The organism is Methylocella silvestris BL2, from assembly GCF_000021745.1.
Lineage (GTDB): Bacteria > Pseudomonadota > Alphaproteobacteria > Rhizobiales > Beijerinckiaceae > Methylocapsa > Methylocapsa silvestris.
This window is the reverse complement of sequence record NC_011666.1, coordinates 2309315-2335401: the sequence shown is the minus strand read 5'-3', so window position 1 is coordinate 2335401 and position 26087 is coordinate 2309315. Positions and strand designations below refer to the sequence as shown.

Here is a 26087-nt window from a genome sequence, read left to right as displayed (position 1 = left end):
CTGTCTCAAGATATCTTCTTTTGCTTTTGGCTCGCGGCGTCATCGCGCACATCTCGCGACAGACCCTCACGGCGAAAATTGAGCGCCCAAAGCCGAGGCGCACAAGGAGGGACAGGTTTGGGCCGCCTGTCGTTTTCCCCCCAACGAAAGCACATTCTCATTGGCGGCGGCGGGCGTCAAGCGTGGCCAATCGTCCGGGGCGACCATCCTTGACGCGCAAGCGAGGCAGCAGACTCGCTATTTTTCGGTGATTTTTAGCTCGATCCGCCGGTTGCGTCGGTTCGCGTCGTCGCCCTCGCCCGGGTCGAGCGGCTGAAACTCGCCGAAACCGGCCGCCGCGAGCCGCTGCGGCGAAACGCCCTTCGAGACAAGATATTGCACGACGGCAATCGCGCGCGCCGCCGAAAGCGACCAGTTCGAAGGATATTGCGACGACTGGATCGGCTTCTTGTCGGTGTGGCCGTCAACGCGGATGATCCACGGGATGTCGGGGGGAATTTCATGTTCGAGTTCGATCAGGGCGCTCGCCAGCTTGTCGAGCTCCGCGCGGCCGGCGGTATCGAGCACCGCCTGGCTTGATTCGAACAGCACTTCGGATTGGAAAATGAAGCGGTCGCCGACGACGCTGACGCCCGGCCGATCGCCGAGAATTTGCCGCAGCCGGCCAAAGAAATCGGAGCGGTAGCGGGCGAGCTCCTGGACCTTTTGCGCCAGCGCGATGTTGAGGCGCGAGCCGAGATCGGCGATTTTCGCCTGCGACTCCGCGCCCGATTTTTCCGACGCAGACAGAGCGTCTTCGATGGCCGCGAGCTGGCGGCGCAACGCCGCGATCTGCTGATTGAGGATATCGATCTGCGCCAGCGCCGCGGCAGAGGCGTCCTTCTCGGCGGCGAGCTGCTGTTGCGCGGCGGCTCCGCCGTCGCCGGCGGCTTTCGCATCGATTGCCCCTTGCAGCCGGGCCTTGTCCTTCTGAGCGGCGTCGAGATTTGAGGCGAGCAGGGTCGCCTTCTCGTCCGATTCTGTCTTGCCGGCGCGTTCCAGCGCCAGCAACGCGCTCAGCTGTTCGATCTGGCGATTGAGCTTTTCGAGGACAGTGTCCTTGCCGGTCACTTCGCGGGCGAGAAAGAATTGCGCCAGCATGAACACGGAGAGCAGAAAAATGATGACCAGCAGCATGGTCGATAAAGCGTCGACGAATCCCGGCCAATAATCGACCTGACGGATGCGCCGCCGCGAGCGGGGCGGCGCCATCAGCCGCGCTCCTTCAGCCCTTCGGCGAGCCGCTCCAGCGCGTCCTTGACCTCGCGGTTGCGTTCGGCCTGAGCCTCCACCCAGTCGCGGATGATCTGCTGTTCGGAGCGCATATGCTGCACCAGCGCCTGCACGCCATCGGCGAGACTCGCGACCGCGACCGAGGTCGCTTTCGCCTGCGTCTGGTCGACGGAGGCGGCGATGGTCTGCAAGGCGGCGCTCAGCTCCGGCGGCAGCCCTTCATAGCGGGCGGCGGCGTCATGGGCGTCGGCAAGGGGAAGCGCCGTCAGGGCGTCTTCGAGCTCGGTGAAGAATCGGTTCTGGGCGTGTCCCGCCTGCAAATCGAGAAAGCCGAGCACCAACGAGCCGGCGAGCCCGAACAGCGAGGAGGTGAAGGAGATGCTCATGCCGGCGATCGGGGCCGAAAGGCCGCTTTTGAGATCGTCGAACATGACCGCGGCGTCCGAGCCGGTCTGCATCGATTTGATGACGCCGCCGATCGAGCCGACCGTTTCGAGCAGGCCCCAAAAGGTGCCGAGCAGGCCGAGGAAGACAAGGAGGCCGGTCAGATAGCGGGCGGTGTCGCGCGATTCGTCGAGCCGCGCGCCGATGGTGTCGAGGACGGCGCGAAGCGGCAGCGCGGCCGGCGCGTTGACAAAGGGTTTTGCGCGAAAAAGCAGCGCCACCGGGGCGAGCAGAACCGGCGGTTTGACTCTTTTGCCCGTGCCGCCGCCGATCAGGGCGTTCGCCCAGCTCACCTCGCGGAACAGCCGCAGCACCTGGCGCAGAGCAAGCAGTATGCCGATCGCGAGAACGCCAAGGATGAGCCCGTTCAGCGCGGGATTGGCCAGGAAAGCGGTCACGATCTGACGGTGCAGGATCAGCGCGCAAAAGCCGACGAGGATCAGAAAGACCAGCATCCGCACGACATAGATGACCGGGCGGGACAGAAGGTGGCGGTCGTCACCGTCCATATGGGTCACCTGGGGCGCGGAAAGAGGCTGTCGTCAGGTGGCGCCCGCGCTTGGGCTTGCGCCGTCCCTGCGCCCGGACCTTAGCAAGATTCGCCATGATTTTGCCAGAGCTCTGAAGCGTGGCGCAAAAACACTTTCGGCGTCAGGACTCTGAGAATTGAATAATCGCCTTTTTTCAACGCCATCAACCTCCGCGCGGCGGCGGCGGTGGCGGAACTTTGGCGGGAGCGAGGACGTTGGTTTTTTGTTAGCCAAAGGAGATCCCCCCGGATGAGCGAGCCGCTCGACGTTCCGCTCACGCGTCCTACCGAGGAGCGCGACGCCACGCGAACGCTCGACACGCTGGCGACCCTGATGATCTCGGCGCTTTGCATCCTCGCCCTCTATGTCGCGAAGAGCGTCTTTGTTCCGATCGCGATAGCGGTTCTTTTGAGCTTCGTCCTGTCGCTGCCAGTCCGCCTGTTGCGCCGGATCGGGCTCAACCGGGTTGTCGCGGTGCTGATCGTGGTGATCGCCAGTCTTGCCGTCACCTTCGCGATCAGCGCTGCGCTGACCCGCCAGGTGACGGAGCTTGCCGTCGACCTGCCGAAATATCAGGCGACGATCACCAGCAAGGCCGGTTCACTGCGCGAAATGGTTTTCGCCAATGGGCTGATGGAGAAAGGCGCAAGCATCTTTAAGGGGCTGGGAGCGCTCGGGCAGAAGAAAGACGATGCGGCGTCCGCTCCTCCCGCGCTGGGGCGCGGCGATGAGCCAAGACCCATTCCGGTGGAGGTGCGCGAAGCCGAGCCGAGCCCGCTTTCCATGCTGCAAACCATCGTTGGCACGGCGCTTTCGCCGCTGGAGACGATCGCCATCGTCGTGATTTTCGTGATCTTCATCCTTTTGCAGCGTGAGGATCTGCGCAATCGCTTCATCAGTCTCGTCGGCACGCGCGATCTGCAGCGCACGACCGTCGCGATGAACGACGCCGCCGGACGGCTGAGCCGGTTTTTCCTGGCGCAAACGCTGCTCAACGCCGCCTTCGGCGTTGTTGTTGCGGTCGGCCTTTACGCGATCGGCGTTCCGGGCCCCCTGCTGTTCGGGATGATCGGCTTTCTCATGCGTTTCGTGCCCTATATCGGCGCGATCGTTGCTGCGGGCCTGCCGGTCGCGCTCGCCGCCGCCGTCGATCCCGGTTGGACCATGGCGCTTGAGACGCTCGCGCTATTCCTCGTCCTGGAACTCGCCGTCGGCCAGTTCATCGAGCCCTTGCTTTACGGCCGCAATACGGGCCTCTCGCCCATCGCCGTCGTCGTCGCGGCGACCTTCTGGACTTGGCTGTGGGGGCCGATCGGCCTCGTGCTGGCGACGCCGCTCACCGTTTGCCTCGTGGTGCTTGGACGCCATGTGGAGCAGTTGAATTTTCTCGACGTCATTTTGGGCGACGCGCCGGCGCTCACTCCCGTCGAGCATTTCTATCAGCGCATGCTGGTCAGCGACGCCTCCGAAGTCGCCGATCAGGCGGAGGCGTTTTTGAAGACAGGGTCGCTGATCGCCTATTATGACGAGGTGGCGCTCAACGGGCTGCTGATGGCCGAGTCGGATTTTCGCCGCGGCGTGCTGCATGAGAGCCGCCAGAAGCGAATCAAGGAGACGATCGACGAGATGATCGACGATCTCGACGATCATGCGGACGCGCCGCCGGCGCCGGCGCAACCGCGCGAGACGCCGATCGCGGAAATCGGCGCATCGGACGCGCCGGCGGCGGTCGGGGCGCCGCTGGATCAAGCGCCGCCGGAGCAGGGGCCCGCGCGCAAGCCGGTGCTGTGCATCGCCGGGCGTCACCCGCTGGATGAAGCGGCGGCGGGATTGCTCGCGCAAATTCTGGAAAAACACGGGATCGGCGCCAAGGTCGAACCGGCCGATATTTTGCGGATTGGCGGCATTCTCAACCTCGCCGGCTCGGGCGCGCAGATGATCTGCCTGTCCTATCTCGGCTCCGAGGCCGGCGCGGCGCAGGTCCGTTACGCGATCCGGCGGCTGCGCCGGCGTCTGCCCGACGCCAAGATCATCGTCGGCTTCTGGCGCTGCGAGGCGGAGCGCGCGAGCGAGCTCTGCGGCCAGATTCGCGCCGACGCCTGCGTGACGAGCCTCAGTGAAGCGACGGCTTTCTTTGTCGCGGAAGCGAAGGCTCAGGAGCCGGCGGTAGCACACGCGCCGGCGATGCCGATCCTCGCCGGCGCCGCGTGATTTACCCGTAAACGCCGAGCGCCATCGCCTCCGGGTCGCTGAGCCCATGCAGGCGATGGGCTGCGGCATGGGCGAAACGGATCAGCACCGCGCGGCGCGTCGCCGGCGCGATGCGATGTTCGGGCGCCTCGCGCAAAATCTCGGCCCCATAGGCGTCGGCGACGATCAGGCCGGCGTCAGCGGGCATGATCTCGACTGGCATCGTCTCGGGAATAGCGAAATAGAGCCGGTCGCAATGGGCGCGGTAATCCCGCCATTTTGCGTCCGTGCGGAAATCGGCGATCGAGGATTTGATCTCGACGATCAAGACCGCGCCGTCGTCAGCCAAAGCGACGATGTCGGCGCGCCGTCCGGACAGAAGCGGAAGTTCGGTAACGGACGAAAAATTGAGGCGTCGCAGCAGCCGCCGCGTGCCGCGCGCGACGAAAAGCGCGGTCTCGGACTGGCGCCCGTCATAGGGCGCGGCGGGTTCGATCAATCGTGGCATGGGGCGTTTGACGCTGCGGCGATGCAAATGGCGCGGACGAGGCGATCCGTCGCCTCAAAAAGATTTTGCAGCGCCAACCATGCGCGAAACCGACCAGCCGTTCAATGGCGAAACGCCGTCGGCTTTCCGTGCGACGCGCCCGTTCACGGGCGGGGCGAGGAAGATTATTTCGCCGAAGCGTCGACGATGCTGACCTTATCCGCATGCGACGCCTCTTTGGGCGGCTGCGGTTTGGTGAAGCTGGCGTAGTTGAGAATCCCCGAGGCCGCGCCGAACGCCAATTTATAGCTGGCCGATGGCGCGGCTGCGAGGGCGTCCGGGACAATCCGGGCCGCCTGCCGCAGGCCGGTCAGGGCCTGGCCGAGAAGGGAGGCGGGAGGCGCTTCGGCCGTCGGCGTTTCGCTGGTGAGATCGCTGAAATTAGACCGGTCGAGCCGCGCCGAAACGATGTCGGGCGCGTCGCCATCTTTGCCGAGTCTTGCGATGCGCTGACGCGGTCCTGCGCCGGAGCTCGCGGCATAGCCAAGGACGCTCGCGGGCATCACTTGCTGATCTTTCGGGCCGCGCGTGATGACGACGGGAAGGCTTGCGGCGCGGGCGAGCGTCATCGCCATGCCGGCTTTGGCGGGGTCGGATTTGGCCGCCTCGGCTCGGGCCGCGTCCATCTTCGCCGCGACTGTCGTCGGGACCGGCTTTGTAACGGCATCTGCCACGACTTGGGGCGTCGTCATCGGTGCGGCAGTCAGCGACGCGGTCTGGATCAGATGCTCGGCGCGCGACGGCGGCAGCGGCACGTCGGCATAGGCGATGAGGTCATCCGGCCGAGCCGGCGGCAAGGGGACTGCAGCCATCAACTGCTTCGATACGGCGTCTGGCTTTTCCTTCGCCGCATCTTTTTCGTTGTCCCTGTCTTTCGCGGCGTCCTTGACGGGCGCATCCGGGGCAGCGGCCTGCTCGGCGGCGCGCGGGGGCGGCGTCGGCGCGGTTGGCGCCGGAACCGCGGCTGCGAGCCGCGGCTGCGCGGCGGGGATGGGCGCGGGCGGCGGCGCGAGAGCCGCGACGAGCGAGCGATTGGCGTTGGCGTCCGGCGGATCGGCGGCGTCGATTGCGGCGAGGGCTGGCGCGGCTTTGGCGGCTTTTTCGGCGGCGCGACGTTCGGCGCGCGTCATCCTTACGGCGGGAGCGGGTTTTTCGAGCGCGGCGACCTGCGTCGCGCCGGACGGCGCCGGGCCGCGGCCGGGCATTGCGCCGCGGACGGCCTCGGCCTCCTCCTGGCGGTCGCGACCGCCGCCGAACAGCCAGCCGAAGAAGCCGCCGCCGGCCATGGCTTGCGGCGCGTCGCTGACGACGCCGCCGCGCGAAGCGATTTCGGCGCGGGCTTCCTCATAGCGCGGCAGCGAGCGGCCGTTCGAGGCGAGATGCGCGCTCTTGCCGTCGGGGAACAGCCGGGCGAGCTGCTCATAGCTGAGCCGCGGCCAGCTGCGCACGCCGCCGACATCGAGATGCACGAAATTCTCGCGCGAATAGAAGCCGACGCCGCCGCGTTGCATCTTGATGCCGATCTCGCGGATCTGCTCCATCGACATGCCGGGCATGGTGGTGTCCATCGCCTTGCCGAGCATGTGCTGCGAATATTCGGCGACCGCGCTCGAACGCCGGCGCAGCATGGCGTTGGTCTCGGGCGAGCGATAGGCGGAGAAGATCACGATGGGCTGCGTCGCGCCCGCCGTGCGATAGACTTCCCACACCGTATCGAACAGGCGCGGGTCCATCCGCGTGCGGTCGTTGTTGCGCCAGTCGCGCAGGAAATAATTCAGCTTTTCCAGAACCGCAGGGTCATAGGAGCCATTGACCCGGAAGGTCGCCTGGATCGATTCGCCTGTGTGCGAATGATAGAGGTTCAGCGTGCGCGTATCGCCATTGGCTTCGGCGGTTTCGGTCGAGGAGCCGGCAAAAAGGCTGCAGAGCAGCGCGGCAGCCGAAACCGCGGCGAGGCGCAGCGCCTGCCTTGCGGGGACGAAACGGCTGCGGGCTCGTCGCAAATTCGATCTCGCGGGTTGCTCGAGCGGCGGCTGCGCTCGGAAAGATGAACCGATTGATTAAACTCGAACCGTTAATGGCCCGTAACAATGAGTTATCCGGCGCCGCCGCCCGACATTCTGTGGCGCGCGACGCTTGCGTGGCCATGACGCCAAATTGCGGCCACGGACACGCTGGCAAACTCACCGACCAATGTGGCGGCTGTGTGTCGCCGGCAGGGAATCATCCCGGCGGCGCGATCATGGAGACGGGCGTCTTCAGGCGGCGAGGTCGGCGACGACGGCGTCGAGCAGCGGAAATCCTTCGGCGCTGACCCTGAGGCGGCCGCCGCTGGTGTATTCAACCATGCCGTCGGCGATCAGCGACTGCACGCGGCGCGGGTCGAGGCCGCGCCCCGACATTGCCTCGAAACGACCGGGCTCAATGCCTTCGGCGAGCCGCAGACCCATCAGCAGAAACTCGTCGCCCTGCTCTTCGCGGGAGAGGACATCGTCTTCGATGAGGCCATGGCCGGCGGATTCGACGGCGCTGAGCCATTTTTGCGGATCGCGCTCGGTCGCCTGCGCGCGGCGTTTGTTTTGGCCTGTGATGCGGCCATGCGCGCCGGGTCCGACGCCGGCATAATCGCCAGTGCGCCAATAGATCAGATTGTGCCGGCTCTCGGCCCCGGGGCGGGCGTGATTGGAGATCTCATAGGCCGGCAGCCCGGCGCCGTTCATGATCTCCTGCGTCGCGTCCCAGAAATCGCGGCCGAGATCCGGGCCGGGAACGACGAGCTTTCCGGCGTCCCGCATCCGCTCGAACATTGTGCCGGGTTCGATCGTCAGCTGATAGAGGGAGAGATGATCGCGCGCGAGGGCGAGGGCGGAGGCAAGTTCGCTTCGCCATTGCGCGACGCTCTGGCCGGCGCGGGCGTAGATGAGGTCGAACGAAAAACGTTCGAAGGTTTTGCGCGCGATTTCGAGCGCGGCGAGCGCTTCCACGCTGGAGTGGGTTCGCCCCAGCGCCTTGAGATCGGCGTCGTTCAGCGCCTGCACGCCGATTGAGACGCGGTTGACGCCGGCGGCGCGAAAGCCGGCGAATTTCGTCGCCTCGACGCTGGTCGGATTGGCTTCGAGGGTGATTTCGGCGCCGGGCGCGAGGGTCCAATGGCGGTCGATGGCCTCGATGACGCGCGCCACGGTCGACGCGCTCATCAGCGAGGGCGTTCCGCCGCCGAAGAAGATGGAGGCGACCCGCCGTCCGCGCGTCGTCTCGGCGCGGTGGGCGATTTCGCGGATCAGGGCGCTGCCGAAGCGCGCCTCGTCGACCGGCTCGTGGCGGACATGGCTATTGAAATCGCAATAGGGGCATTTCGACAGGCAGAAGGGCCAGTGCACATAGACGCCGAAACCCGGGTCGGCGCCATTTTGAAGATCATCAGCCATGGTCGCCTTATGTCACAGCGCGCGGCGCCGCCAAAGTCGGATCATATTCAAAGTATTGGTCCGCGGCCGCCTTTAACCGAGCGTTCACCACGATTCCTTATCGTTCCGGCGACAAGGTTAGCGTGAGGCGCGATTGCGCCGATGGGTGAAGCGTTGAGTTATCTCGATCCGCCGCCGATGCCAGCTCCCGTCGTCGTCATGAAGGATGTCGGCGGCTATGTGAACCAGTATCAGGACAAAACGGAGCTTTATCGCGCGACGGACCGCGAGGTCCGCCTGCATGAATGCCGCTCAGCCTGCACCCTGGCGCTCAGCCTGCCGAATGTATGCGTCTATCCGGATAGCACGCTGAAATTTCACCTTGCTTACGATCCGCGCAATCATCAGAGCAATTATGAAGTCTCGCAACAGCTGTTCGACTCCTATCCGCCAGCGGTGCGCGCAAGGCTCGGGGCGCTCACGCGGCAGTATAAGGTTTTGCGCGGCGAGGAGCTGATTGCGCTTGGCGTGCGAAACTGCGCCGCGCCGCGTCGGGGCGAGCCGTCGATCATGGTCGCATCCGACGCGGCGCAGCGGAAGTCCGCGCGGGCGCAGCCGGCGGCGGGCGATCCTGCCGTCGCGGAAGGGTCGACGTTCGGGCGATTGATGCAGGGCGTCGCTTCCACGCTGGCTGCGATCAGCGCCGGGGCCGCACAGGCGCCGCGCCTCGAGATGGCCCGCGCAGCGCCGGGCAAGCCGCCGGCATCCATGGCGTTGGAGACGGGTCCCTTGCCGCCGCCAAGACCTCTTGAGGTCGGCGCGGAGGAGACTTTTGCCTCAGTAGAGGCCGCTGATGATGCACGCTTGGCGCGCGAGAAAGCAGCCGGCAAGCCCGGCAGCCCACCGCCGGGCCGGCCTTGCGATGTGGAGATCAGCTATGCTTATGGCGCGGCGCGGATCAATCTGCTCAAACTTATCGGCGGCGCCCAGCCGATCCTGCCGAACCGCTTCGTCGCCTATGCAGAGCTCGCCCGGTAGGTGAACGTGGCGGCCTGCGCCGGAACGCAGACCGAAACTTCGGATTTGAGGAATGCGGGCGAAAAGCCGGAACCGCGATCTAGATCCCCGAGGATCTCGAGACCAGCGGACGGGCGGCGCCGGCCGGAATGCGGCGGCTGGTCTTGCGCTCGACCACGACGGTGCGCGGCACGCGCCCGCTCGAGGTGACGATCTGTTCGGCCTTGCGCGGCGGGGCGCTCTTCAGCAATTCGGCGCGAACTTCGGCGACCGGCAGATCCATCAGCGCGGCGGCGATCTCGACCTGTTCGAGAAGCTGATCGGTCAGGCCCTGCGCGGCGAGGATCGCCTCCTTGAGGGTCGGCGGATCGTGACGAACTTTCCGCGATCCATATTTGGTGTTCCATACCACGGACATCGCCGTTTCCTTGCCCTGCGCTTCGTATATTGCACTGCAATATAAGTGAAAACACGGGCAAAAATCAAGCGCCGTAGTCCAGGTTGCGATGTTTTGACGCCGCGCCCAAGGAGCGGACAGTCGTCAGACGCCGAAACAGGCCTTGGCGAAAGCCTGAAACGCCCGCGCGCGATGCGACAGGGCGGGCGATCCGTCAGGCGGGATCGCCTGCTTCTCCTCAAGCGTCATTTCGCCGAAGGTTTTGCTCAGGCCTTCCGGCAGGAAAATCGGGTCATAGCCGAACACCAGCGAGCCGCGCGGCGGAAACACAAGCTCGCCATCGACCCGGCCTTCGAAGCTCGACGTTTCTCCGTCGGGGAAGGCGAGCGTCAGAACGCAGATGAAATGCGCCGCGAAGGGCGCCTGCGCGCCAGCTACGCGCAAGGCCTCCTCGACGGCGGCCCGGCCGATGGCGAAGTCGCGATCGGGTCCCGCCCATCTTGCCGAATAAATGCCCGGTTCGCCGCCGAGCGCGTCGACGCAAAGCCCTGAATCATCCGCAAGCGCGGGGCTTGCCGAGCCTTCCGCGGCCGCCAGCGCCTTCAGCCGCGAATTTTCCAGAAAAGTCGAGCCGGTCTCTTCGGGCTCGGGCAGGCCGAGTTCGCCCGCCGAGACCGCCTTGACGCCGTAATGGTCGAGCAGTTCGCGCATTTCGGCGAGCTTGCCGGCATTATGCGTGGCGACGACAAGCCGGCCCTCGATCGCCCGGACCATCACGCGACCGCGGCTTTCTGCATCTCGACCAGGGTCGTAATGCCGCCCCGCGCCAAGGCCAGCATGGCGGTGAGCTGCGTCTCGGTGAACACGGCGCCCTCGGCGGTCGCCTGCACCTCGACGAGCGATCCCGATCCGGTAATGACGAAATTGGCGTCGGTCTCCGCCGCCGAATCCTCGGCGTAATCGAGATCGAGCACGGATTCGCCGTTGGAGACGCCGCAGGAGATGGCGGCGACATGGTCGCGAAGCGGCAGGTCCTTGATGATCGAGCGCTGGCGCATCCATTTCAAGCAGTCATGCAGAGCCACCCAGGCGCCGGTGATCGCGGCGGTGCGTGTGCCGCCGTCGGCTTGCAGCACGTCGCAGTCGATCGTGATCTGGCGCTCGCCAAGCCCTTGCAGGTTGGTGACGGCGCGCAGGCTGCGCCCGATCAGGCGCTGGATTTCCTGCGTGCGGCCGGATGGCTTGCCGGTCGTCGATTCGCGTTTGGTGCGGGTATGGGTCGCGCGCGGCAGCATGGCGTATTCGGCGCTGACCCAGCCGCGCCCCTGGCCGCGCAGCCAGGCCGGCGGCTTGTCTTCGAGCGAGGCTGTGCACAGCACATGGGTCGAGCCGAATTTGATCAGGCATGAGCCTTCGGCGTAGCGCGCAACGTTGCGTTCAAAGGTGACGGGCCGCAATTCGTCGGCGGCGCGCTGGGAAGGGCGCATCAAAAATCCTCAAGGAAGAGAAGCGACTGTCTAGAGGCTCGCTTGGGCTTGCGCAACTTTGGCCCCCTGTTCAAGTCGTCGCGGCTTCTGTATTCAGCGCCGCAGACACAAAAAAGCCGACAGGAAACGCCGAAAGGTTTTCGCATGCGCATCAAAGGTTTTGCCGCCGCGGCGCTCGCCGCTTTCGCCCTTGCCGCGGGTGGTCCCGCACGCGCCGAAAAGCCGACGCGATTTTGGAATTTGACCTCGAAAACCGTGTCCGACCTTCGCCTCGCGCCGGCAGGCACCGGTAAATTCGGCGAAAACCCAGTGCCTCAATGACAAGGACAAGGAAGTCGATCACGACGAGCGGCTGAACGTCGTCGGCGTCGCGACGGGGGCCTATGACGCGAAGCTCGGCTATGAGGACGGCCGCGTCTGCCTGGCGAAGAATATCGCGATCGAGGCGGGGCAGATCTTTTCGATCGAGGACAAGGATCTCGTCGACTGCAAAAAGTGAGTCCGGATTTCGCGGCAGCCTACTCGGTCACGCGTCCGGACATTCGCGCTTGATCCAGGCGGCGATGTCCGGCCAGAAATTCTTGAGCGTCTTGGAGCCCATGAACAAGCCGATATGCCCGCCCGGAACCAGCTTCTTGACGATTTTGTCCTTTGGCGTCCCAAGCTTTTCCTCGGCGGAGAAGACCTGCGGAGAAGGCGTAATATCGTCGCCCTCGCCGGCCAGCAGGAACGTCGGACAAATGATGTCCTTCAGCGCGATCTTGCGCCCGAGCGCGACGAAGTCGCCCTTGAAGAACGCGTTGTCCTTGAACAGAAGCCGGATCGCCTGCAGGTACCACCGGCCTGGCAGGTCGAGCGGATTCTCATACCATCTCTCGAATTCCTCGCGTTTCTTGACGAAGGCGGGGTCTTCGACATTCTCGTAAAGATCGACGTGGGTTTTGAAGTAATGCTCTTCGGGATGCATGCTTTTCCAGCCGGCGAGCATAAATTTGCCGCGCATCCGGCCGCCGCCCGCGTTGACCAGCTCTTCAAAGAAGGCCATCGGCTGCTCCTTGGCGATCTTCTTGACGAATCCGTCCCCCGCGTCGCAATCGAGCGGGGCGCCAGCGACCGTCAGCGTCGCGACCTTGTACGGGTAGCGGGCCGCGAACATCGCCGCCATCCAGCCGCCCTGGCATAGCCCGATGAGATTGACCCGGCCGCCGAGGTCGTCCACGACGGCGTTGATCTCGGCGAGGTAGATGTCGATGTTGTAGTCCTTCATTTCTGCGCTCGCCGACTTCCAGTCGATGCACAGCAGGCGCCTTAGGCCGCTCGCCTGCAGCGTCTCGACGAGGCTCTGGCCTTCGGCGTAGTCGGCGATGGTCGAATGGTGTCCGGCATAGGGCGGGTCGATGAGGGTCGGGATAATGCTGGAGTCGCCGCGCGCGGCCGCATCGGAAAAATCGCGAAGCCACATGGTGTTGAGCTCATAAACGATCTCGTTCGCGGTCGCCCAGACGGGCTTGAGTTCGAACTCCTCTTTGGTTTCCTCTTTGGCAAAATCGATATTTCTCTGGAATGTCTCGGCCGCTTCTTCGCCAAACTTCGCCCAGGGCGCGAGCAGCCAGAAGAAGGGCACGCTGTTCTCGAAATTAGCGGTCGCCTCTATGGGCAGATTTTTCGTCAAGGTCGTCTCCGTTCGTTGGAACTGGCGCTCGGTCGCGCCTTATCGACGCCTTGCGGTCGCGGGGATCTCGCCCAGCATGAACCGCTCGCTTGTCGGGATCACGAAGGCTTAAGGCTTATGGCGCTTTGATTCATGCCTGCGGTTGGTTCTTCACGCAGCAATGAACGATCACGGCTCTCAGCGGCCGCTGGACAGGACGCGTCCTTATGCGTCCGGGTTAGGCCCAATTCGGTTTGCAAGTTGGGACCGCGCGCTCGGGCGCTGGCGGGTCGTCGCCCGCTCATTCGGGTCAGCCTTTCCGCGGCGGCGGATTTTGTTGATCGTGCGAGGAGGATTCGATCATTTTCGTCGGGCGTGGCGGCCGGCCGCCGAAGGCCGAAGCCGCCGCCAAAAAACCCTCCATGCGGCCTTCGAGCGCCGCCAGCCTTTTATCCATCTCGACGACGCTCAGGGCCAATTGCTCGACTTTCCGGGCCTGACTGCCGATGCGCTCCTCGAGCAGCATGGCGGTTTTGAGCGCCGTTAGCGCATCGCCGACCGCGCTCACCCGGCTTTTCGTCCAAAATGCGTCAGCGCGGCGTCGAGGGCCGCGTCGGCTCGGTCGAGCTCTTTTAACGTGGCGGCGTGAAAATCCTCAAAACCGTCGAGGAGGGCGCGCAGCTCCAGCAGCGCCGCTTCGTCGGCGGGCTCATAAGCGAGCGCGGCGCGGCGGACGAATTCCGCCGTCGATATCTTGCCGGCTTTCGCCGCCTTGCGTTCGACCAGCTCTTTGTCCCCCGCCGTGATGGGAACGATCAGCCGTTGATTCGCCAGGCTCATGCGCGCCTCCAATGTTAGACATGATCATATACATGATCCTGCCTTTGGAGGCAATGGCGATCTAATGCCCCGGAAAACTCACCAGCGTCCGCACCGGCACGCCGAGCTCTCTGATCTTGTCGGCGCCCCCCAAGTCCGGCAGGTCGATCACGAAGCAGGCCGCCACGACGTCGGCGCCGATCTTCTTCAACAGGCTCACGGCGCCGACGGCGGTTCCGCCTGTCGCAACGAGATCGTCGACCAGAATCACCTTTTCGCCGGCGATGACGGCGTCCTGATGGATCTCCATCTCGTCGAGCCCATATTCGAGCGAATAGGCGATCGACACCTTCGTATGCGGCAGCTTGCCCTTCTTGCGGATCGGCACGAAGCCGGCCGAGAGCTGATGGGCCACCGCGCCGCCGAGGATGAAGCCGCGCGCCTCCATGCCGGCGACCTTGTCGATCTTGGCGCCGCACCAGGGCTGCACCAATTCGTCGATGGCGCGGCGGAACGCCCGCGCGTCGCCAAGCAGCGTGGTGATGTCGCGAAACAGGATGCCGGGTTTTGGATAGTCGGGGATAGTGCGAATCGCCGATTTAAGATCGCCGCGGTCGTGGTCCCACTGGGTTTCGCTCGTCATTATGGAGTTTTCTCCGGCTGATTGACGCGCGCCATGATCGCGTCGAGTTTCTTCAAAAGCGCCGGGTCCCGCGCCGGCGGGGCCGTCAAAATCGCATTGTCGAGCGCGCAATCCGAACCGACCGGACAGGGCTCGTGTTCGGCCGGAAAATCATGCAACAGCCGAGCCAGCAGCCGCGCCGCCGCGCCCGCATTGGCGTTGACGACGGCGATCACCGAGGCGACGTCGACATCGTCATGGTCCGGATGCCAGCAATCATAATCGGTCACCATGGCGACGGTGGCGTAGGACATCTCCGCCTCGCGCGCGAGTTTTGCTTCGGGCATCGCCGTCATGCCGATGACGTCGAAGCCCGCGGCTTTGTAGGCGCGCGATTCGGCCAGCGAGGAAAATTGCGGCCCTTCCATGCAGACATAAGTTCCGCCCGTCAGGCAGGGGATCGATTCCGCCTGCGCGGCGAGGGCGACGCGGGCCTGCAAGGCGGGGGCGACCGGATGGGCCATCGACACATGGGCGACGCAGCCATTGCCGAAAAACGAGCTTTGCCGCGAAAAAGTGCGGTCGACGAATTGGTCGACCAGCACGAACAGGCCCGGATAAAGCTCCTCCTTGAAGGAGCCGCAGGCCGAAACCGAAACGATGTCGGTGACGCCGGCCCGCTTCATGGCGTCGATATTGGCGCGGTAATTGATGCCGGAGGGCGAAAACACATGGCCGCGTCCGTGGCGCGGCAGAAACACCGCCTCCGTCTTGCCGATGCGGCCGAAGCGCAGCGCGTCGGAGGGCTCGCCCCAAGGGGTCGAAACGCGCTCCTCGCGCACATCCTCAAGACCCGGCAGATGATAAACCCCCGAGCCGCCGATAATTCCCAAAATAGCTTTTGTCATTGATTTTACGCCGCCTCTCGAGCGGCGGAGTTTTAACCCGCGGGGCGCTGGGCGCAAGGGGCGGGTTTTTTGGGGGAGGAAAAGAAGGTCAGATTTTGGAGCAGAGCGCGCAATTGCCGAAGTTGATAACGAGGTCCGCAATCGACGTGGCGGCGATGCGCCTTCCCGGATCGGTTTGTGGGACCGGGCAGCGGAGGCTGGCCGCCGATCCTTGTTGGGCCGCGTCGGGGGATTTTCGTTCAAGGTTGAATCGGAGAGAGGGAGCGGCGCGTGTTGTGTACGTTCGGCATTATAACTGGGCACGCGGCTTCGTTCACGAGGCCTCGCAAAATGAGCGAGCCCAAATTGCCAAAGCTTGATAATCATCCACAGCTTGTGCTTCGGTATGATTGTTCCTAGCGATTAGCTGCGTTAGTATGCGATTCAATGACATCTTGCATTGGGCGTCTGGGCTTTCGGGGCAACCTGGGAGGTTGGGGCACGGTGCAGCGGCGAGGCGCAAGTCTCGATTGAGCGAACCGGACCGCAAGGCACCTTCGCTGAGGTCAGACCTAACCTGTCCGACGCAAAGCCAGTCACAACCTATACCCTTAAGGGCTCCTGTTGGGTGGCTGGCAGCTTTTATTTAACGGGCGGGGAGGGGCCGGGGACGCGCCGCTTGCCGAGGAGCCTAAAAACGCTAGGCTTCCACGGAAAGGATGAGCGATGCGGACCTTATGCAAAAACGTGCCAAGTTGTTGGTGCGTTGCCAGCGGACGGGCCGGAAGACCTTGAAGTTGGCGCTGCCTCTTGCATTGGGCGTCTGGGCTTTCGGGGCAACCTGGGAGGTTGGGGCACGGTGCAGCGGCGAGGCGCAAGTCTCGATTGAGCGAACCGGACCGCAAGGCACCTTCGCTGAGGTCAGAGCCGTGTCGGACGGATAGGATAACCAACAGGCGTCAAGACACTTGGATTTCGCAAAGCAGGTCAGGATTGCAAAGACTCTGAACAAGGCTTGGAAAGCCGTTCAGCGAAACTCTCAAACTTCAAAGTCCATCGAGACAAGAAGAGAAGTTGAAGCGTTCGAGGCAAATTCGCAATCAAATTTGAAGCGAATCGCAGATCAGCTTCTTCATCGAAAGTTTATATTTCCTGCCGCCAAGGGCGTGCCTATCCAAAAGGCGAAAGGGAAACGTGGCGATATTCGCCCGCTTGTTGTAGCAAAGGTCGAAGCACGCATTGTCCAACGAGCCATTCACGATGTGCTGATTGAAGTGCCTAGCATTCGGCGGTATGTACGCACACCTTATAGCTTCGGCGGGGTCAGAAAAGAGAAGGATGACAGCGTTTCCGCTGTTCCTGCCGCCATCGACGCTGCTATGGCTGCAATTGGTGACGGGTTCTCTTACTACATACGCTCGGACATCACTGCATTCTTTACGAAAATTCCCAAGAGTGCTGTGGCCGCTCTGGTTTCGGATGCTGTTGGCCATCAGTCAGAGTTCATGGATCTTTTCCGTCGTGCAATCCACGTTGAACTTGAGAACATGGCTCGCCTGGCACGTACCGTTAACGCCTTTCCCATTTATGATATCGGCGTTGCACAGGGAAACTCCTTGTCTCCGCTTCTAGGTAATATTCTTCTCTATGACTTCGACCAGCAGATGAACGGAAACCCTGACGCTGTTTGCCTACGTTATATTGATGATTTCATAATCTTCGCAAAAACTCAGCAACTTGCCGAAAACATGTTTCAGAAAGCTATTCACATTCTTGCGAGCCACGGTATGAGCGTTGCTAAACACAAGACGGTCAAGGGCTTGGTGCGAGACAAATTTGAGTTTCTGGGAATTGAGTTCGCCAATGGGCTTTTGCGTCCGTGCAGCGCCTCTCGCCACCGTATGATTTTGTCAATTGACAAAATTTTGATCTCCAGTCGGGATGCCTTGCGTGGCTTTAAGAAAACAGGCGAACTGAACCGACAATGCTCATTTCTCCATACACTTTTGAAGGTATCCGGTATCGTTCAGGGATGGGGAGCACACTATTGGTTTTGTAAGGACAGATCGTGCTTCGATGAGATGGACAAGCGTATTGGGACGATGATCTCCCGCTACTTCGGAGTCGTAAGAGACGAGCGAGAAGGGTGTACAAATCTCCAGAAATGGCAAATGTTGGGCCTCACACCCCTTTCTAACATGCAACGTCGTCCCTTCGTCTGGCCCAAGAAAGGGGAAAAGTATATTTCGTCAGTCAATCCGCCCCCTCCCGCTATTCCTATACCGATAACGCGCTGACGATCACTCTTTGGGAGACGTACGTCTATCAGGCTCGACTGCTCAATGCCGCAACACTGTGTCATCGAGGCGGCGTGAACGAATTGCCGCCTTTGAAAACGCGAGTTGGGTCGAAGTTGGGTGTATAACACTTGCTCCCTTGTGGGATTCTGTCTGCTCGCCTATCCGGCTGCCTGTGCCCGGCTTTCTCTCGCTTCACCCAGCCCGGCTCGGCGCAGCCTTCGCATCCCACCTCACCCCAAAATCCGCGCCTCATACTCCGCCCTCAACCGCTCCAGCGGTCCCAGAATGTCGCGGGCTCCGCGCCGTTCGCGCGGGCGACCAGAATGTCGAGGTGTGTGTGCCAGCCGGCGGCGACCTTGAGTAGCATGGCGCGGTCGGGCAGGCGGCGGTGGATCACGGTGAGCAGGACTTCCTCGCCCTGTGGCGTCAGTTCGAAGGAAACCTCGCAGCCCCCGTCCCAGGCGATGACGAGTTTTCGGGGCGGATCTGGCTCTGCATCCGGTATTCTTTGGGAAAACCGGCGGGTCGAGCCATTCCTGTGCGCCGGCCGGCAGTGCGGGTTTGCGCCGGCACAGATGGGTGCGGCCATGGATCTCGCGACAGATCAGTCCGACCTGTTTGCCGGGCTTTAACGCCACTCAAGGCGTCACGCTTCCTCGCGCGCTCGTGATCGGCTTCCCTGTAACAATCCCGCTCGGGGCGCCGTATCAATGCCGGGACCGCGAGGAGACGCCAATGTTCTATCATCGCCGCAAAGGCTGGGAGATTCCGGAGCGCGAGGCGACGCCCGAAGCGCTCTTTTTCGCGCGCCGCTCTCTCCTCAAGGCCGGCGTCGCCGCGGCGGCGCTGGCGGCGGCTCCTTCCGCGCAGGCGTTCTCTTTGTTCGGCGGCGGCGACAAGCCCGCCGCGCCGGAGGCGCCCGATCAGACGCAAGGCCGTTATCCCGCAGGGCGCAATGATCTGTTCAAGCTCGACCGCGATGTGACGCCGGAGGAGATCAATTCCCACTACAATAATTTTTACGAATTCGGCTCGGGCAAAGATATTTTTGAGGCGGCGCAGGCGCTCAAGACTCGGCCCTGGACCCTAAAAATCGACGGTCTTGTCGAAGCCCCGAAGGAAATGGGGATCGACGATCTCATTGCCTCCGCCCCGCTCGAAGAGCGTCTTTACCGGCACCGTTGCGTCGAGGCCTGGGCGATGGCGATTCCCTGGACCGGCTTCCCGCTGAAACACCTTGTCGATCTGGCAAAGCCCCAGTCGGGCGCGAAATTTGTGCGCTTCGAGACCTTTTTGGATCGCTCGATGGCGCCGGGGCAGCGCCAGGTCTGGTATCCGTGGCCCTATGGCGAGGGGCTGACCATGGCCGAGGCGTCAAACGATCTCGCCTTTCTCGTCACCGGCGCCTATGGCAAGCCGCTCGGAAAGCAGTTCGGCGCGCCGCTGCGGCTGGCGGTCCCGTGGAAATATGGGTTCAAGTCGATCAAATCGATCACCAAAATTTCCTTCGTCGCCGAGCGGCCGAAAACCTTCTGGGAGCAGCTGCAGGCGTCCGAATATGGCTTTTGGGCCAATGTGAACCCCGACGTGCCGCATCCGCGCTGGAGCCAGGCGAGCGAAGAGGTGCTGGGGACGCATGAGCGCCGCAAGACGCAGATCTTCAATGGCTACGGCGAATTCGTCGGCGGCCTCTATGTCGGGCTGGAGAAGGAGCGGCTTTACGTTTGAGGCAGCGCCGAATCGCTCGAGCCTCTCATCCTGAGGAGCGCCCGAAGGGCGCGTCTCGAAGGATGGGGCCCCGATGCGCCCCGCGAGGCGTTTCCGGCGAAACGCCTCCTTGAAGCGTTTTTACTGCCCGTAAAACTGATACATCGCGGAATAGCGGATGCGCGCGATGTCGCCCTGATTGGGCTCGTCGCAGCCGTCCGGCGGCGCGACGCCGCCTTCGGTGTCGATGCGGCGGACGGTCTCCGCATTGGTCAGCGTGCCGAACGTCCCGGTATGCGATTTCACCTTGAGGAGCAGCCAGGGGATTGACCCCTTATCGGGCGCGTCCTGCTTGGCGACGAGTTCGCCGACGATCGCCGAGCCGTCGGCGAGCGTCCACATCGGCCCCTTGCCATGGGTTCCGATCTCGCGACCCTTGGCGTTGAACAGCGCCGCCGCCGGCCCGTCCAGGACCCAGACGAAACCATTTTCCTTTTTCGTGCAGACATAGACCTGCACGCCTTGCGCATGGGCCTCGAGCAGAAGGTTTGACCCGGGCGGGGGGCTTAGCGCATCCTGCGCCGGGGCGGCTTGCGCCGTCAGCGCCAGAGCGGCCAGTCCTGCGAACGCGGCGGTCGTTTTCATGCTATCCCCCCTTTGCCGCGCGGCGCGGCGCGGCAATCTAACCGAGGCGGACTTTCGCCGCCAGCCGCGCAAAGAAGATTATGACCTTGCAACACACGAGCCTGTCTTGACCCTTTCCGATCGTCAGCCGTCCAGGGTTTTGTCCGCTTGAGCTGGTCGCCGCAGCAGGAGCGCGCCCTGAAATCCGTCGCGGAGTGGGTGAAGCGCGGCGAGCCGCAGGTGTTTCGCCTGTTCGGCTATGCCGGCGTCGGCAAGACGACGCTCGCGCGGCGCATCGCCGAAGACGTCGACGGCGAGACGATTTTTGCCGCCTTCACCGGCAAGGCGGCGCTGATGCTGCGCTCGAAGGGCTGCAAGGGCGCAAGAACCATCCACAGCCTGATCTACCGGCCGAGAGAGGCGGACGCCGAGGAGCCGACTTTCGTCCTCAATGAAGACAGCGCGCTCTCCAAGGCGAGCCTCGTCATCATCGACGAATGCTCCATGGTCGATGAAAATCTCGGCCGCGATCTGCTCTCCTTCGGCAAGCCGGTGCTGGTGCTCGGCGATCCGGCGCAGCTGCCGCCCGTGCGCGGCGGCGGCTTCTTCACCGAGGCCGAGCCCGACGTCATGCTGACCGAGATCCATCGCCAGGCGGCTGACAATCCGATCATCCGCCTGTCGATGCTGGTCCGCGAGGGCGGCCGGCTCGAGGCCGGCGCCTATGGCGAGAGCCGCGTCATCACGCGCGGCGACATCGACGCCGCCGCCGTCACCGCCAGTGACCAGGTGCTGGTCGGGGTCAATCGCACCCGGCGCTCCTACAATCGCCGCATGCGCGAGCTCTATGGCTATAGCTCCGAATTTCCCGAGGCCGGCGACCGGCTCGTCTGCCTGCGCAATGACAGCACGAAAGGCTTGCTGAACGGCGGCGTCTGGCTCGTCAAGACGACGGGAACGACGCGCAAGAAAAAGCTCGTGCTGCATGTGACGCCGGAGGACGATCTTGCGCGCAAGCCGCTGCGGATCGGCGTGCTGCCGGAGTTTTTTCAAGGCCGCGAGGATACGCTGACCCCGAAGGCGCGGCGAGACTCCGATGAGTTCGATTACGGCTATGCGCTGACCGTGCATAAGGCGCAGGGCTCGCAGTGGAATTCCGTGGTGCTGTTCGACGAAAGCGGCGCGTTCCGCGAGCATCGCAGCCGCTGGCTCTATACGGGCGTGACGCGCGCGGCCGAAAGGCTTACGGTCGTCATATGAATGCAGCGCTGCTTTCGCGACGCAGCCTTGTCGCCTCGGCGCTGGCGTTTTCCGCCGCCGGGACTTTTGCCGCGGCGCCAGTGGTCGTCAGCTCGAAACTCGATCTTGAAGGCGCGCTGCTGGGGGAGATGATGCTCATCGCCTTGCGCCGCGCGGGCGTGCCGGCTGTCGCGAATCTACAGATCGGACCGACCGCGATTTTGCGTCAGGCGCTGATCTCCGGCGCGGTCGATCTTTGCGTCGAATATACCGGCAACGCCGCTTTCTTTTTCCATCGGGAAGACGATCCCGTCTGGCGCGACGCCAGGGCCGGCTTTTTGCGCGCGGCGATGCTGGACCTTAAGGCCAATAGTCTCGTCTGGCTCGATCCCGCGCCCGCCGACAACAGCTGGGTCATCGCCGTCCCCAACGCGCTCGCGCGAGAGCAATCGTTGTCGACGCTCGAAGATTTCGCGACGTGGGTCAATTCCGGCGCGCGCGCAAAGCTCGCGGCCTCCGCCGAATTTGTCGAGAGCGAGGCCGGACTTCCGGCCTTTGAAGCGGCCTATCATTTTCATCTCAGCGCCGATCAATTGCTGGTTCTCTCCGGCGGCGAGACCACGGCGACCATGAAGGCCGCGTCCGCCGGCATATCCGGCGTCAACGCTGCGATGGCCTATGCGACGGACGGGGCACTCGACGCGCTCGATCTTCGCGCGCTCGAAGACCCGCGCCGCGCCGAGCCGGTCTACGCGCCGGCGCCCGTCATTCGCGCCGGGACGCTCGCCGCCTATCCGCAGATCAGAGGCGCGCTGGCGCCCGTTTTTGCGGGCCTCGATCTCAAAACATTGCGCGCGCTGAATGAAAGAATCGCGGTGGAAGGCGAGGACGCGGCCCTTGTCGCGCGCGATTATATGATGGAGAAAAGCCTGCTGTGAGCGCGCGCGGGACGCCGCCTGTTCATGATCGCGTGCTTCTGACGCTCGCCTGCGCCGGCGTCGCGGCGATTGCATTTGGCGGATTCGTCAATCACGCCGCAAACCGCCTTGCCGATGGCGTCGCGCTGCCGCTGTGGCGCGCGCCGCCTGGCGACCAGGCCTTGATCGCCGGGGCGCTCGTGGCGATGGCCCTCGCCTCATGCCTTGTCCGCGAAAAGACGCGCGCCGCCGTTGCGATCGGGTCCGCGTTCGCCTTGTTCTTCGGCTGTCTTATTACGGCGGCCCATTTTGCCGATCGCCTGGCCGAGGGCGCGAAGCCGGCCGCGCGCACGTCCCTCGGCGCCGCCTTCTGGACTCTGGTCGCGCTGGCGCTGCTTTGCGCGCTGAACGCCGCGCAGCGCGGCCGTCTGCCGTTCGCTTTGCGGGTCGCGGTCGGCGCGGGTTTCGCCGCCGGCTTCGCGGCGCTGGCGCAGGCGGGCGTTTTTGCGCAATTGGCGATCGCCAGGGAATTTGCGGTCCATCGCGCCGAGTTCATGGCTCAGCTTTGGCGCCATGCGGCGCTCGTCGGCGCAAGCGTCGCGATCGCCTTGGCCGTCAGCATCCCCCTGACCGCGCTGGCGCTGCGCCAGGCCCATTGGCGCGGGCTGTTGTTTTCAACCCTCGGCGTCGTGCAGACGATTCCCTCCATTGCGCTGTTTGGCGTGCTGATCGCGCCGCTCGCCGCGCTGGCCGCGCGCTTCCCATTGCTTGGCGCATGGGGCGTCGGCGGCACGGGAGCGGCGCCGGCCATCATCGCCCTTACGCTCTATTCGCTCGGGCCGCTCGTGCGCATCTTCGTCACCGGCTTTAACGAGGTGAGCGCCGATGTGAAGGACGCCGCGCGCGGGATCGGCTTCGACCGGCGGCGCCTCTTTTTCGCGGTCGAGTTTCCGCTGGCGCTGCCCGCGCTGATCTCCGGCCTGCGCGTCGTCGCCATTCAGGCGATCGGGCTTGCCGCGGTCGCGGCGCTCATCGGCGCGGGCGGCCTCGGCGTCTTCGTCTTTCAGGGCATCGGCCAATATGCGCTCGATCTCGTGCTGCTCGGCGCGATCCCGATCATCCTGATGGCGCTTGCCGCCGATCTTGTTTTCTCGGCGGCCCTCTCCGCTGCGCGGGGAAAACGATGATCGAGCTCGACGGCGTCGCCAAATTTTTCGGGCCGATGGCTGCGGTCGAGACTGTCTCGCTCGAAGTGGCGGCGGGCGATTTCTGTGTGCTGCTCGGCCCCTCCGGCTGCGGCAAGTCGACCGTGCTTCGGATGATCAACGCCATGATCGCGCCGGACAGAGGACGGATCGCGATTCGCGGCGTCGACATCGCGACGCTCGACCCGATCGCGCTGCGGCGCGGCGTCGGCTATTGCATCCAGTCGGTCGGCCTGTTTCCACATTGGACGGTTGAGCACAACATCGCCGCCGTGCCGAGGCTGCTTGGCTGGGGCAGCGCCAAGATCGCCGCGCGCATGGCCGAGGTCGTCGCCGCGATGCAGATCGACGAGGCTCTGCTTCCCCGCTATCCGCGCGAATTGTCGGGAGGCCAGCAGCAGCGGATCGGCGTCGCCCGCGCGCTCGCCGCGGACCCCGACATCATCCTGATGGACGAGCCCTTCGCCGCGCTGGACCCGATCAGCCGCGCCGCCTTGCAGGATGAGATGCGGCGCCTGCATGAGGCCAGCGGCAAGACGTTTCTGTTCGTCACCCATGACATCAACGAGGCGTTGCGCCTGGCGACGCGCATCGTCGTGATGAACAAGGGCCGCGTGGCGCAGGCCGGAACCCCCGCCGACATATTGATGCGGCCCGTCGACGAGTTCGTTCGCGGATTTCTCGGCCGCGACGAGCTGCCGCTGCGGCTGCTCGATCTTGTCGAAATTCGCGACCGAATTCGGCCGCTGTCGCATCGCCCTTCGACAACAGCGATCGGCGGGAACGCCACATTGCGGGCCGCGCTGAACATGATGCTCGATCATCATGTGAGCCGTCTCGCCGTCGCAGACGAGACAGGAGAAATCATCGGCGAAATCAGCCTCGCCGATATCGTCGCGGGCGGGGCGCCGCAATGAAGGTCCGGCGACTGACAAATTGCGCCTTGCGCCAGCCGGCGCTGTGGCTGGCGGCGCTGCTCGCTCTCTTGCTTGCCGCCGCGCCCTTTAGCGCGCCGCTGTTTGCCCTGTTGTTTCCGGATGATCCGCGTCCGCTCTATACGCGCGCAAGCTTTTTCGAGTTGACGCTCGCCCATTGCGAACTCGTCGCCTTATCAAGCCTCATTGCGGCGATCATTGGCGTTGGCCTCGCGATCTTTGTCACCCGCGACAGCGGGCGCGAATTCGGCCCGCTCGTCAGCGCGGTCGCCGCCGTCGGCCAGACTTTTCCGCCCGTCGCGGTTCTGGCGTTGGCCGTGCCGCTGCTCGGCTATGGCGCGGCGCCGGCGCTGGCCGCCTTGAGCCTTTACGCCATTCTCCCGATCCTCGAAGGCGCCTTGACGGGGCTCGCCAATGTCCCCTTCGGCGTCCGGGACGCGGCGCGGGGCGTTGGCTTTGCGTCGCGACCCCTGCTGCTCCAGATCGAGCTGCCGCTGGCGCTGCCCTTCATCCTCGCGGGCCTGCGCAGCGCCGTGATCATCAACATCGGCACGGCGGCGATCGGCTCCAGCGTCGGCGCGCTGTCGCTCGGATCGCCCATCCTCGAGGGGCTTTCGGCGTCAAACCCCGCCTATATCCTGCAGGGCGGATTCCTCGTCGCGCTGCTCGCCATCACCGCCGACCGCGGCTTTGCCGCGCTCGAGACGGCGTTGGGCCCAAGATAATTGGTGACGGGGGGCCGATCGCATTATCCTGTTCCGTCGCGCGCCGAGAATTTGACGCCGCGCCGATCTTAATGTACCGAACGGTCCGCACTGGACCAAAGAGTACAATTGTTGGGAGACATGCATGTCCGAGGAACAACGCCTGCCGCTGCCGCCTTTTACTGCCGAGAGCGCGGTCGAAAAAATCCGCCTTGCGGAGAATGGCTGGAACAGCCGCAATCCGGAGCGGGTGTCGCTCGCCTACAGCGTCGACAGCGAATGGCGCAACCGCGCCGAATTCGTCAACGGGCGCAAGGAGATCGTGGCCTTCCTGAAGCGCAAATGGGAGCGCGAGCTCGAATATCGGCTGGTGAAGGAGCTCTGGGCCTATACGGATAATCGCATCGCGGTCCGCTTCGCCTATGAGTTTTGCGATGATTCCGGCTTCTGGCGGCGCGCCTATGGCAATGAGAATTGGGAGTTCAACGCCGAGGGTCTGATGACGCGCCGCTTCGCCTCGATCAATGATCTGCCGATCCATGAATCGCAGCGCAAATTCTTCTGGCCGCAAGGCGATCGCCCCAAGGATCACCCCGGCCTGTCGGACCTCGGGCTCTAGCCGCCAATGGCGCGCAAGATCGCCGAGCGCTCCGACATCGTGCCGCTTCTCGCCGAGGCGTTTCGCGAGAACGGCTTCGAGGGCGCGAGCCTAACGCTGATCGGCGCAAAGACAGGACTCGGCAAAGGCAGCCTCTATCATTTCTTCCCCGGCGGAAAGGAAGAGATGGCAGAGGCCGTGCTGGCCGACATCGAAAGCTGGTTCGAGGCGCATGTCTATCGGCCGCTGCGCGAAACTGAAGATGCGGCGCAGGCCGTCGGCGATATGCGCCAATCGGTCGAGGCTTATTTCCGCTCGGGCCGGCGCGCCTGCCTGATCGGCGCTTTCGCGCTCGACAATGTGCGCGACCGTTTCAGCGCAAAAATCCGCAATTATTTCGCCGCCTGGACCGAAGCGTTGGCCGGCGCGCTGGAGCGGGGCGGCGTCGATCCTAAAGAGGTGCCCTATCGCGCTGAAGAGGCGGTGGCGAATATCCAGGGCGCGCTGGTGCTGGCGCGGGCGCTCGACGATCCGGCCGTATTCGAGCGGGCGATGGCGCGGATCGAGGCGCGGCTGCTGGCGGGGTGA

At 64.0% G+C, this 26087-nt stretch carries 27 protein-coding genes; 12 read left to right on the top strand and 15 right to left on the bottom strand.

Annotation, left to right across the window (positions count from 1 at the left end; genetic code table 11):
* Window positions 1-237 precede the first annotated feature (237 nt).
* Window positions 238-1251 carry a peptidoglycan -binding protein gene (locus MSIL_RS11035; RefSeq protein WP_012591168.1) on the bottom strand — a complete coding sequence of 338 codons (1014 nt, stop codon included), beginning with the start codon at window positions 1249-1251 and terminating at the stop codon, window positions 238-240.
* On the bottom strand, window positions 1251-2225 hold the full coding sequence (locus MSIL_RS11030; protein ID WP_012591167.1) for a hypothetical protein: 975 nt from the start codon (window positions 2223-2225) through the stop codon (window positions 1251-1253). The genes MSIL_RS11035 and MSIL_RS11030 overlap by 1 nt, the downstream gene beginning before the upstream one ends.
* A 270-nt stretch (window positions 2226-2495) precedes the next feature.
* Between MSIL_RS11030 and MSIL_RS11025 the strand changes: the two genes are divergently transcribed.
* Window positions 2496-4457, top strand: coding sequence for an AI-2E family transporter (locus tag MSIL_RS11025; RefSeq protein ID WP_012591166.1), 1962 nt, complete (start codon window positions 2496-2498; stop codon window positions 4455-4457).
* Between the two features lies 1 nt (window position 4458).
* On the opposite strand, the gene MSIL_RS11020 is transcribed toward MSIL_RS11025, so the two are convergent.
* From MSIL_RS11020 to hemW, 3 genes are all read right to left on the bottom strand, one after another.
* Window positions 4459-4944 carry an MmcB family DNA repair protein gene (locus MSIL_RS11020; protein WP_012591165.1) on the bottom strand — a complete coding sequence of 162 codons (486 nt, stop codon included), beginning with the start codon at window positions 4942-4944 and terminating at the stop codon, window positions 4459-4461.
* 164 nt (window positions 4945-5108) lie between these two features.
* Window positions 5109-6986 carry a peptidoglycan L,D-endopeptidase MepK gene (gene mepK / locus MSIL_RS11015; RefSeq protein ID WP_012591164.1) on the bottom strand — a complete coding sequence of 626 codons (1878 nt, stop codon included), beginning with the start codon at window positions 6984-6986 and terminating at the stop codon, window positions 5109-5111.
* Window positions 6987-7241: 255 nt separating this feature from the next.
* Entirely contained in the window at window positions 7242-8411 is a 1170-nt protein-coding gene (gene hemW, locus MSIL_RS11010; protein WP_012591163.1) for a radical SAM family heme chaperone HemW, read from the bottom strand.
* A gap of 141 nt (window positions 8412-8552) precedes the next feature.
* Here hemW and MSIL_RS11005 point away from each other — a divergent pair, with 141 nt between their 5' ends.
* Window positions 8553-9428, top strand: coding sequence for a hypothetical protein (locus MSIL_RS11005; protein WP_012591162.1), 876 nt, complete (start codon window positions 8553-8555; stop codon window positions 9426-9428).
* Window positions 9429-9507: 79 nt separating this feature from the next.
* Here the strand turns inward: MSIL_RS11005 and MSIL_RS11000 are convergent, their stop codons facing one another.
* The 3 genes from MSIL_RS11000 to rph all read right to left on the bottom strand — a co-directional run bounded on the left by MSIL_RS11000 (window position 9508) and on the right by rph (window position 11291).
* Window positions 9508-9825, bottom strand: a complete 318-nt coding sequence (locus tag MSIL_RS11000) for a hypothetical protein (RefSeq protein WP_012591161.1) — start codon at window positions 9823-9825, stop codon at window positions 9508-9510.
* Window positions 9826-9948: 123 nt separating this feature from the next.
* Complete coding sequence (rdgB, locus tag MSIL_RS10995) at window positions 9949-10578, bottom strand: RdgB/HAM1 family non-canonical purine NTP pyrophosphatase (RefSeq protein WP_012591160.1); 630 nt, start codon at window positions 10576-10578, stop codon at window positions 9949-9951.
* Window positions 10578-11291: a ribonuclease PH gene (gene rph / locus MSIL_RS10990; protein ID WP_012591159.1), complete on the bottom strand. Its 714-nt coding sequence runs from the start codon at window positions 11289-11291 to the stop codon at window positions 10578-10580. Before rph ends, rdgB begins: the two co-directional genes overlap by 1 nt.
* 144 nt (window positions 11292-11435) lie before the next feature.
* Here rph and MSIL_RS21965 point away from each other — a divergent pair, with 144 nt between their 5' ends.
* On the top strand, window positions 11436-11612 hold the full coding sequence (locus MSIL_RS21965) for a hypothetical protein (protein ID WP_244406112.1): 177 nt from the start codon (window positions 11436-11438) through the stop codon (window positions 11610-11612).
* Between the two features lie 205 nt (window positions 11613-11817).
* Here MSIL_RS21965 and MSIL_RS10980 read toward each other — a convergent pair whose 3' ends face one another.
* The 5 genes from MSIL_RS10980 to MSIL_RS10960 all read right to left on the bottom strand — a co-directional run bounded on the left by MSIL_RS10980 (window position 11818) and on the right by MSIL_RS10960 (window position 15291).
* Window positions 11818-12963 (bottom strand): alpha/beta fold hydrolase, encoded by a 1146-nt coding sequence (locus tag MSIL_RS10980; protein ID WP_012591158.1) that lies wholly within the window; start codon window positions 12961-12963, stop codon window positions 11818-11820.
* Between the two features lie 289 nt (window positions 12964-13252).
* Window positions 13253-13510, bottom strand: a complete 258-nt coding sequence (locus MSIL_RS10975) for a hypothetical protein (RefSeq protein WP_012591157.1) — start codon at window positions 13508-13510, stop codon at window positions 13253-13255.
* Window positions 13507-13782 carry a hypothetical protein gene (locus MSIL_RS10970; protein WP_012591156.1) on the bottom strand — a complete coding sequence of 92 codons (276 nt, stop codon included), beginning with the start codon at window positions 13780-13782 and terminating at the stop codon, window positions 13507-13509. The genes MSIL_RS10975 and MSIL_RS10970 overlap by 4 nt, the downstream gene beginning before the upstream one ends.
* Window positions 13783-13843: 61 nt before the next feature.
* Window positions 13844-14404: an adenine phosphoribosyltransferase gene (locus tag MSIL_RS10965; protein ID WP_012591155.1), complete on the bottom strand. Its 561-nt coding sequence runs from the start codon at window positions 14402-14404 to the stop codon at window positions 13844-13846.
* A complete protein-coding gene (locus tag MSIL_RS10960; protein WP_012591154.1) occupies window positions 14404-15291 on the bottom strand; it encodes an S-methyl-5'-thioadenosine phosphorylase in 888 nt (295 codons plus the stop codon). The genes MSIL_RS10965 and MSIL_RS10960 overlap by 1 nt, the downstream gene beginning before the upstream one ends.
* A gap of 947 nt (window positions 15292-16238) precedes the next feature.
* Between MSIL_RS10960 and MSIL_RS20190 the strand changes: the two genes are divergently transcribed.
* Window positions 16239-17567 (top strand): reverse transcriptase domain-containing protein, encoded by a 1329-nt coding sequence (locus MSIL_RS20190; protein ID WP_012591153.1) that lies wholly within the window; start codon window positions 16239-16241, stop codon window positions 17565-17567.
* A gap of 265 nt (window positions 17568-17832) precedes the next feature.
* Here the strand turns inward: MSIL_RS20190 and MSIL_RS10945 are convergent, their stop codons facing one another.
* Window positions 17833-18159: an SRPBCC domain-containing protein gene (locus MSIL_RS10945; RefSeq protein WP_012591152.1), complete on the bottom strand. Its 327-nt coding sequence runs from the start codon at window positions 18157-18159 to the stop codon at window positions 17833-17835.
* Window positions 18160-18305: 146 nt separating this feature from the next.
* On the opposite strand from MSIL_RS10945, the gene msrP reads away from it, so the two are divergent.
* Window positions 18306-19298, top strand: a complete 993-nt coding sequence (gene msrP, locus MSIL_RS10940) for a protein-methionine-sulfoxide reductase catalytic subunit MsrP (protein ID WP_012591151.1) — start codon at window positions 18306-18308, stop codon at window positions 19296-19298.
* A gap of 120 nt (window positions 19299-19418) precedes the next feature.
* Here msrP and MSIL_RS10935 read toward each other — a convergent pair whose 3' ends face one another.
* Window positions 19419-19922, bottom strand: a complete 504-nt coding sequence (locus MSIL_RS10935) for a DUF3455 domain-containing protein (RefSeq protein WP_012591150.1) — start codon at window positions 19920-19922, stop codon at window positions 19419-19421.
* A 147-nt stretch (window positions 19923-20069) separates the two neighbouring features.
* On the opposite strand from MSIL_RS10935, the gene MSIL_RS10930 reads away from it, so the two are divergent.
* From MSIL_RS10930 to MSIL_RS10900, 7 genes are all read left to right on the top strand, one after another.
* Window positions 20070-21161, top strand: a complete 1092-nt coding sequence (locus tag MSIL_RS10930; RefSeq protein ID WP_012591149.1) for an ATP-dependent DNA helicase — start codon at window positions 20070-20072, stop codon at window positions 21159-21161.
* Window positions 21158-22078, top strand: a complete 921-nt coding sequence (locus MSIL_RS10925) for an ABC transporter substrate-binding protein (RefSeq protein WP_012591148.1) — start codon at window positions 21158-21160, stop codon at window positions 22076-22078. Before MSIL_RS10930 ends, MSIL_RS10925 begins: the two co-directional genes overlap by 4 nt.
* The gene (locus MSIL_RS10920) at window positions 22075-23244 is read left to right on the top strand and encodes an ABC transporter permease (protein WP_012591147.1); all 1170 of its coding nucleotides are present in this window, start codon (window positions 22075-22077) and stop codon (window positions 23242-23244) included. The genes MSIL_RS10925 and MSIL_RS10920 overlap by 4 nt, the downstream gene beginning before the upstream one ends.
* The gene (locus MSIL_RS10915; protein WP_012591146.1) at window positions 23241-24179 is read left to right on the top strand and encodes an ABC transporter ATP-binding protein; all 939 of its coding nucleotides are present in this window, start codon (window positions 23241-23243) and stop codon (window positions 24177-24179) included. Before MSIL_RS10920 ends, MSIL_RS10915 begins: the two co-directional genes overlap by 4 nt.
* Complete coding sequence (locus MSIL_RS10910) at window positions 24176-24922, top strand: ABC transporter permease (protein WP_012591145.1); 747 nt, start codon at window positions 24176-24178, stop codon at window positions 24920-24922. Before MSIL_RS10915 ends, MSIL_RS10910 begins: the two co-directional genes overlap by 4 nt.
* Before the next feature lie 124 nt (window positions 24923-25046).
* Entirely contained in the window at window positions 25047-25520 is a 474-nt protein-coding gene (locus tag MSIL_RS10905; RefSeq protein WP_012591144.1) for a nuclear transport factor 2 family protein, read from the top strand.
* A 6-nt stretch (window positions 25521-25526) separates the two neighbouring features.
* A complete protein-coding gene (locus MSIL_RS10900) occupies window positions 25527-26087 on the top strand; it encodes a TetR/AcrR family transcriptional regulator (RefSeq protein WP_012591143.1) in 561 nt (186 codons plus the stop codon).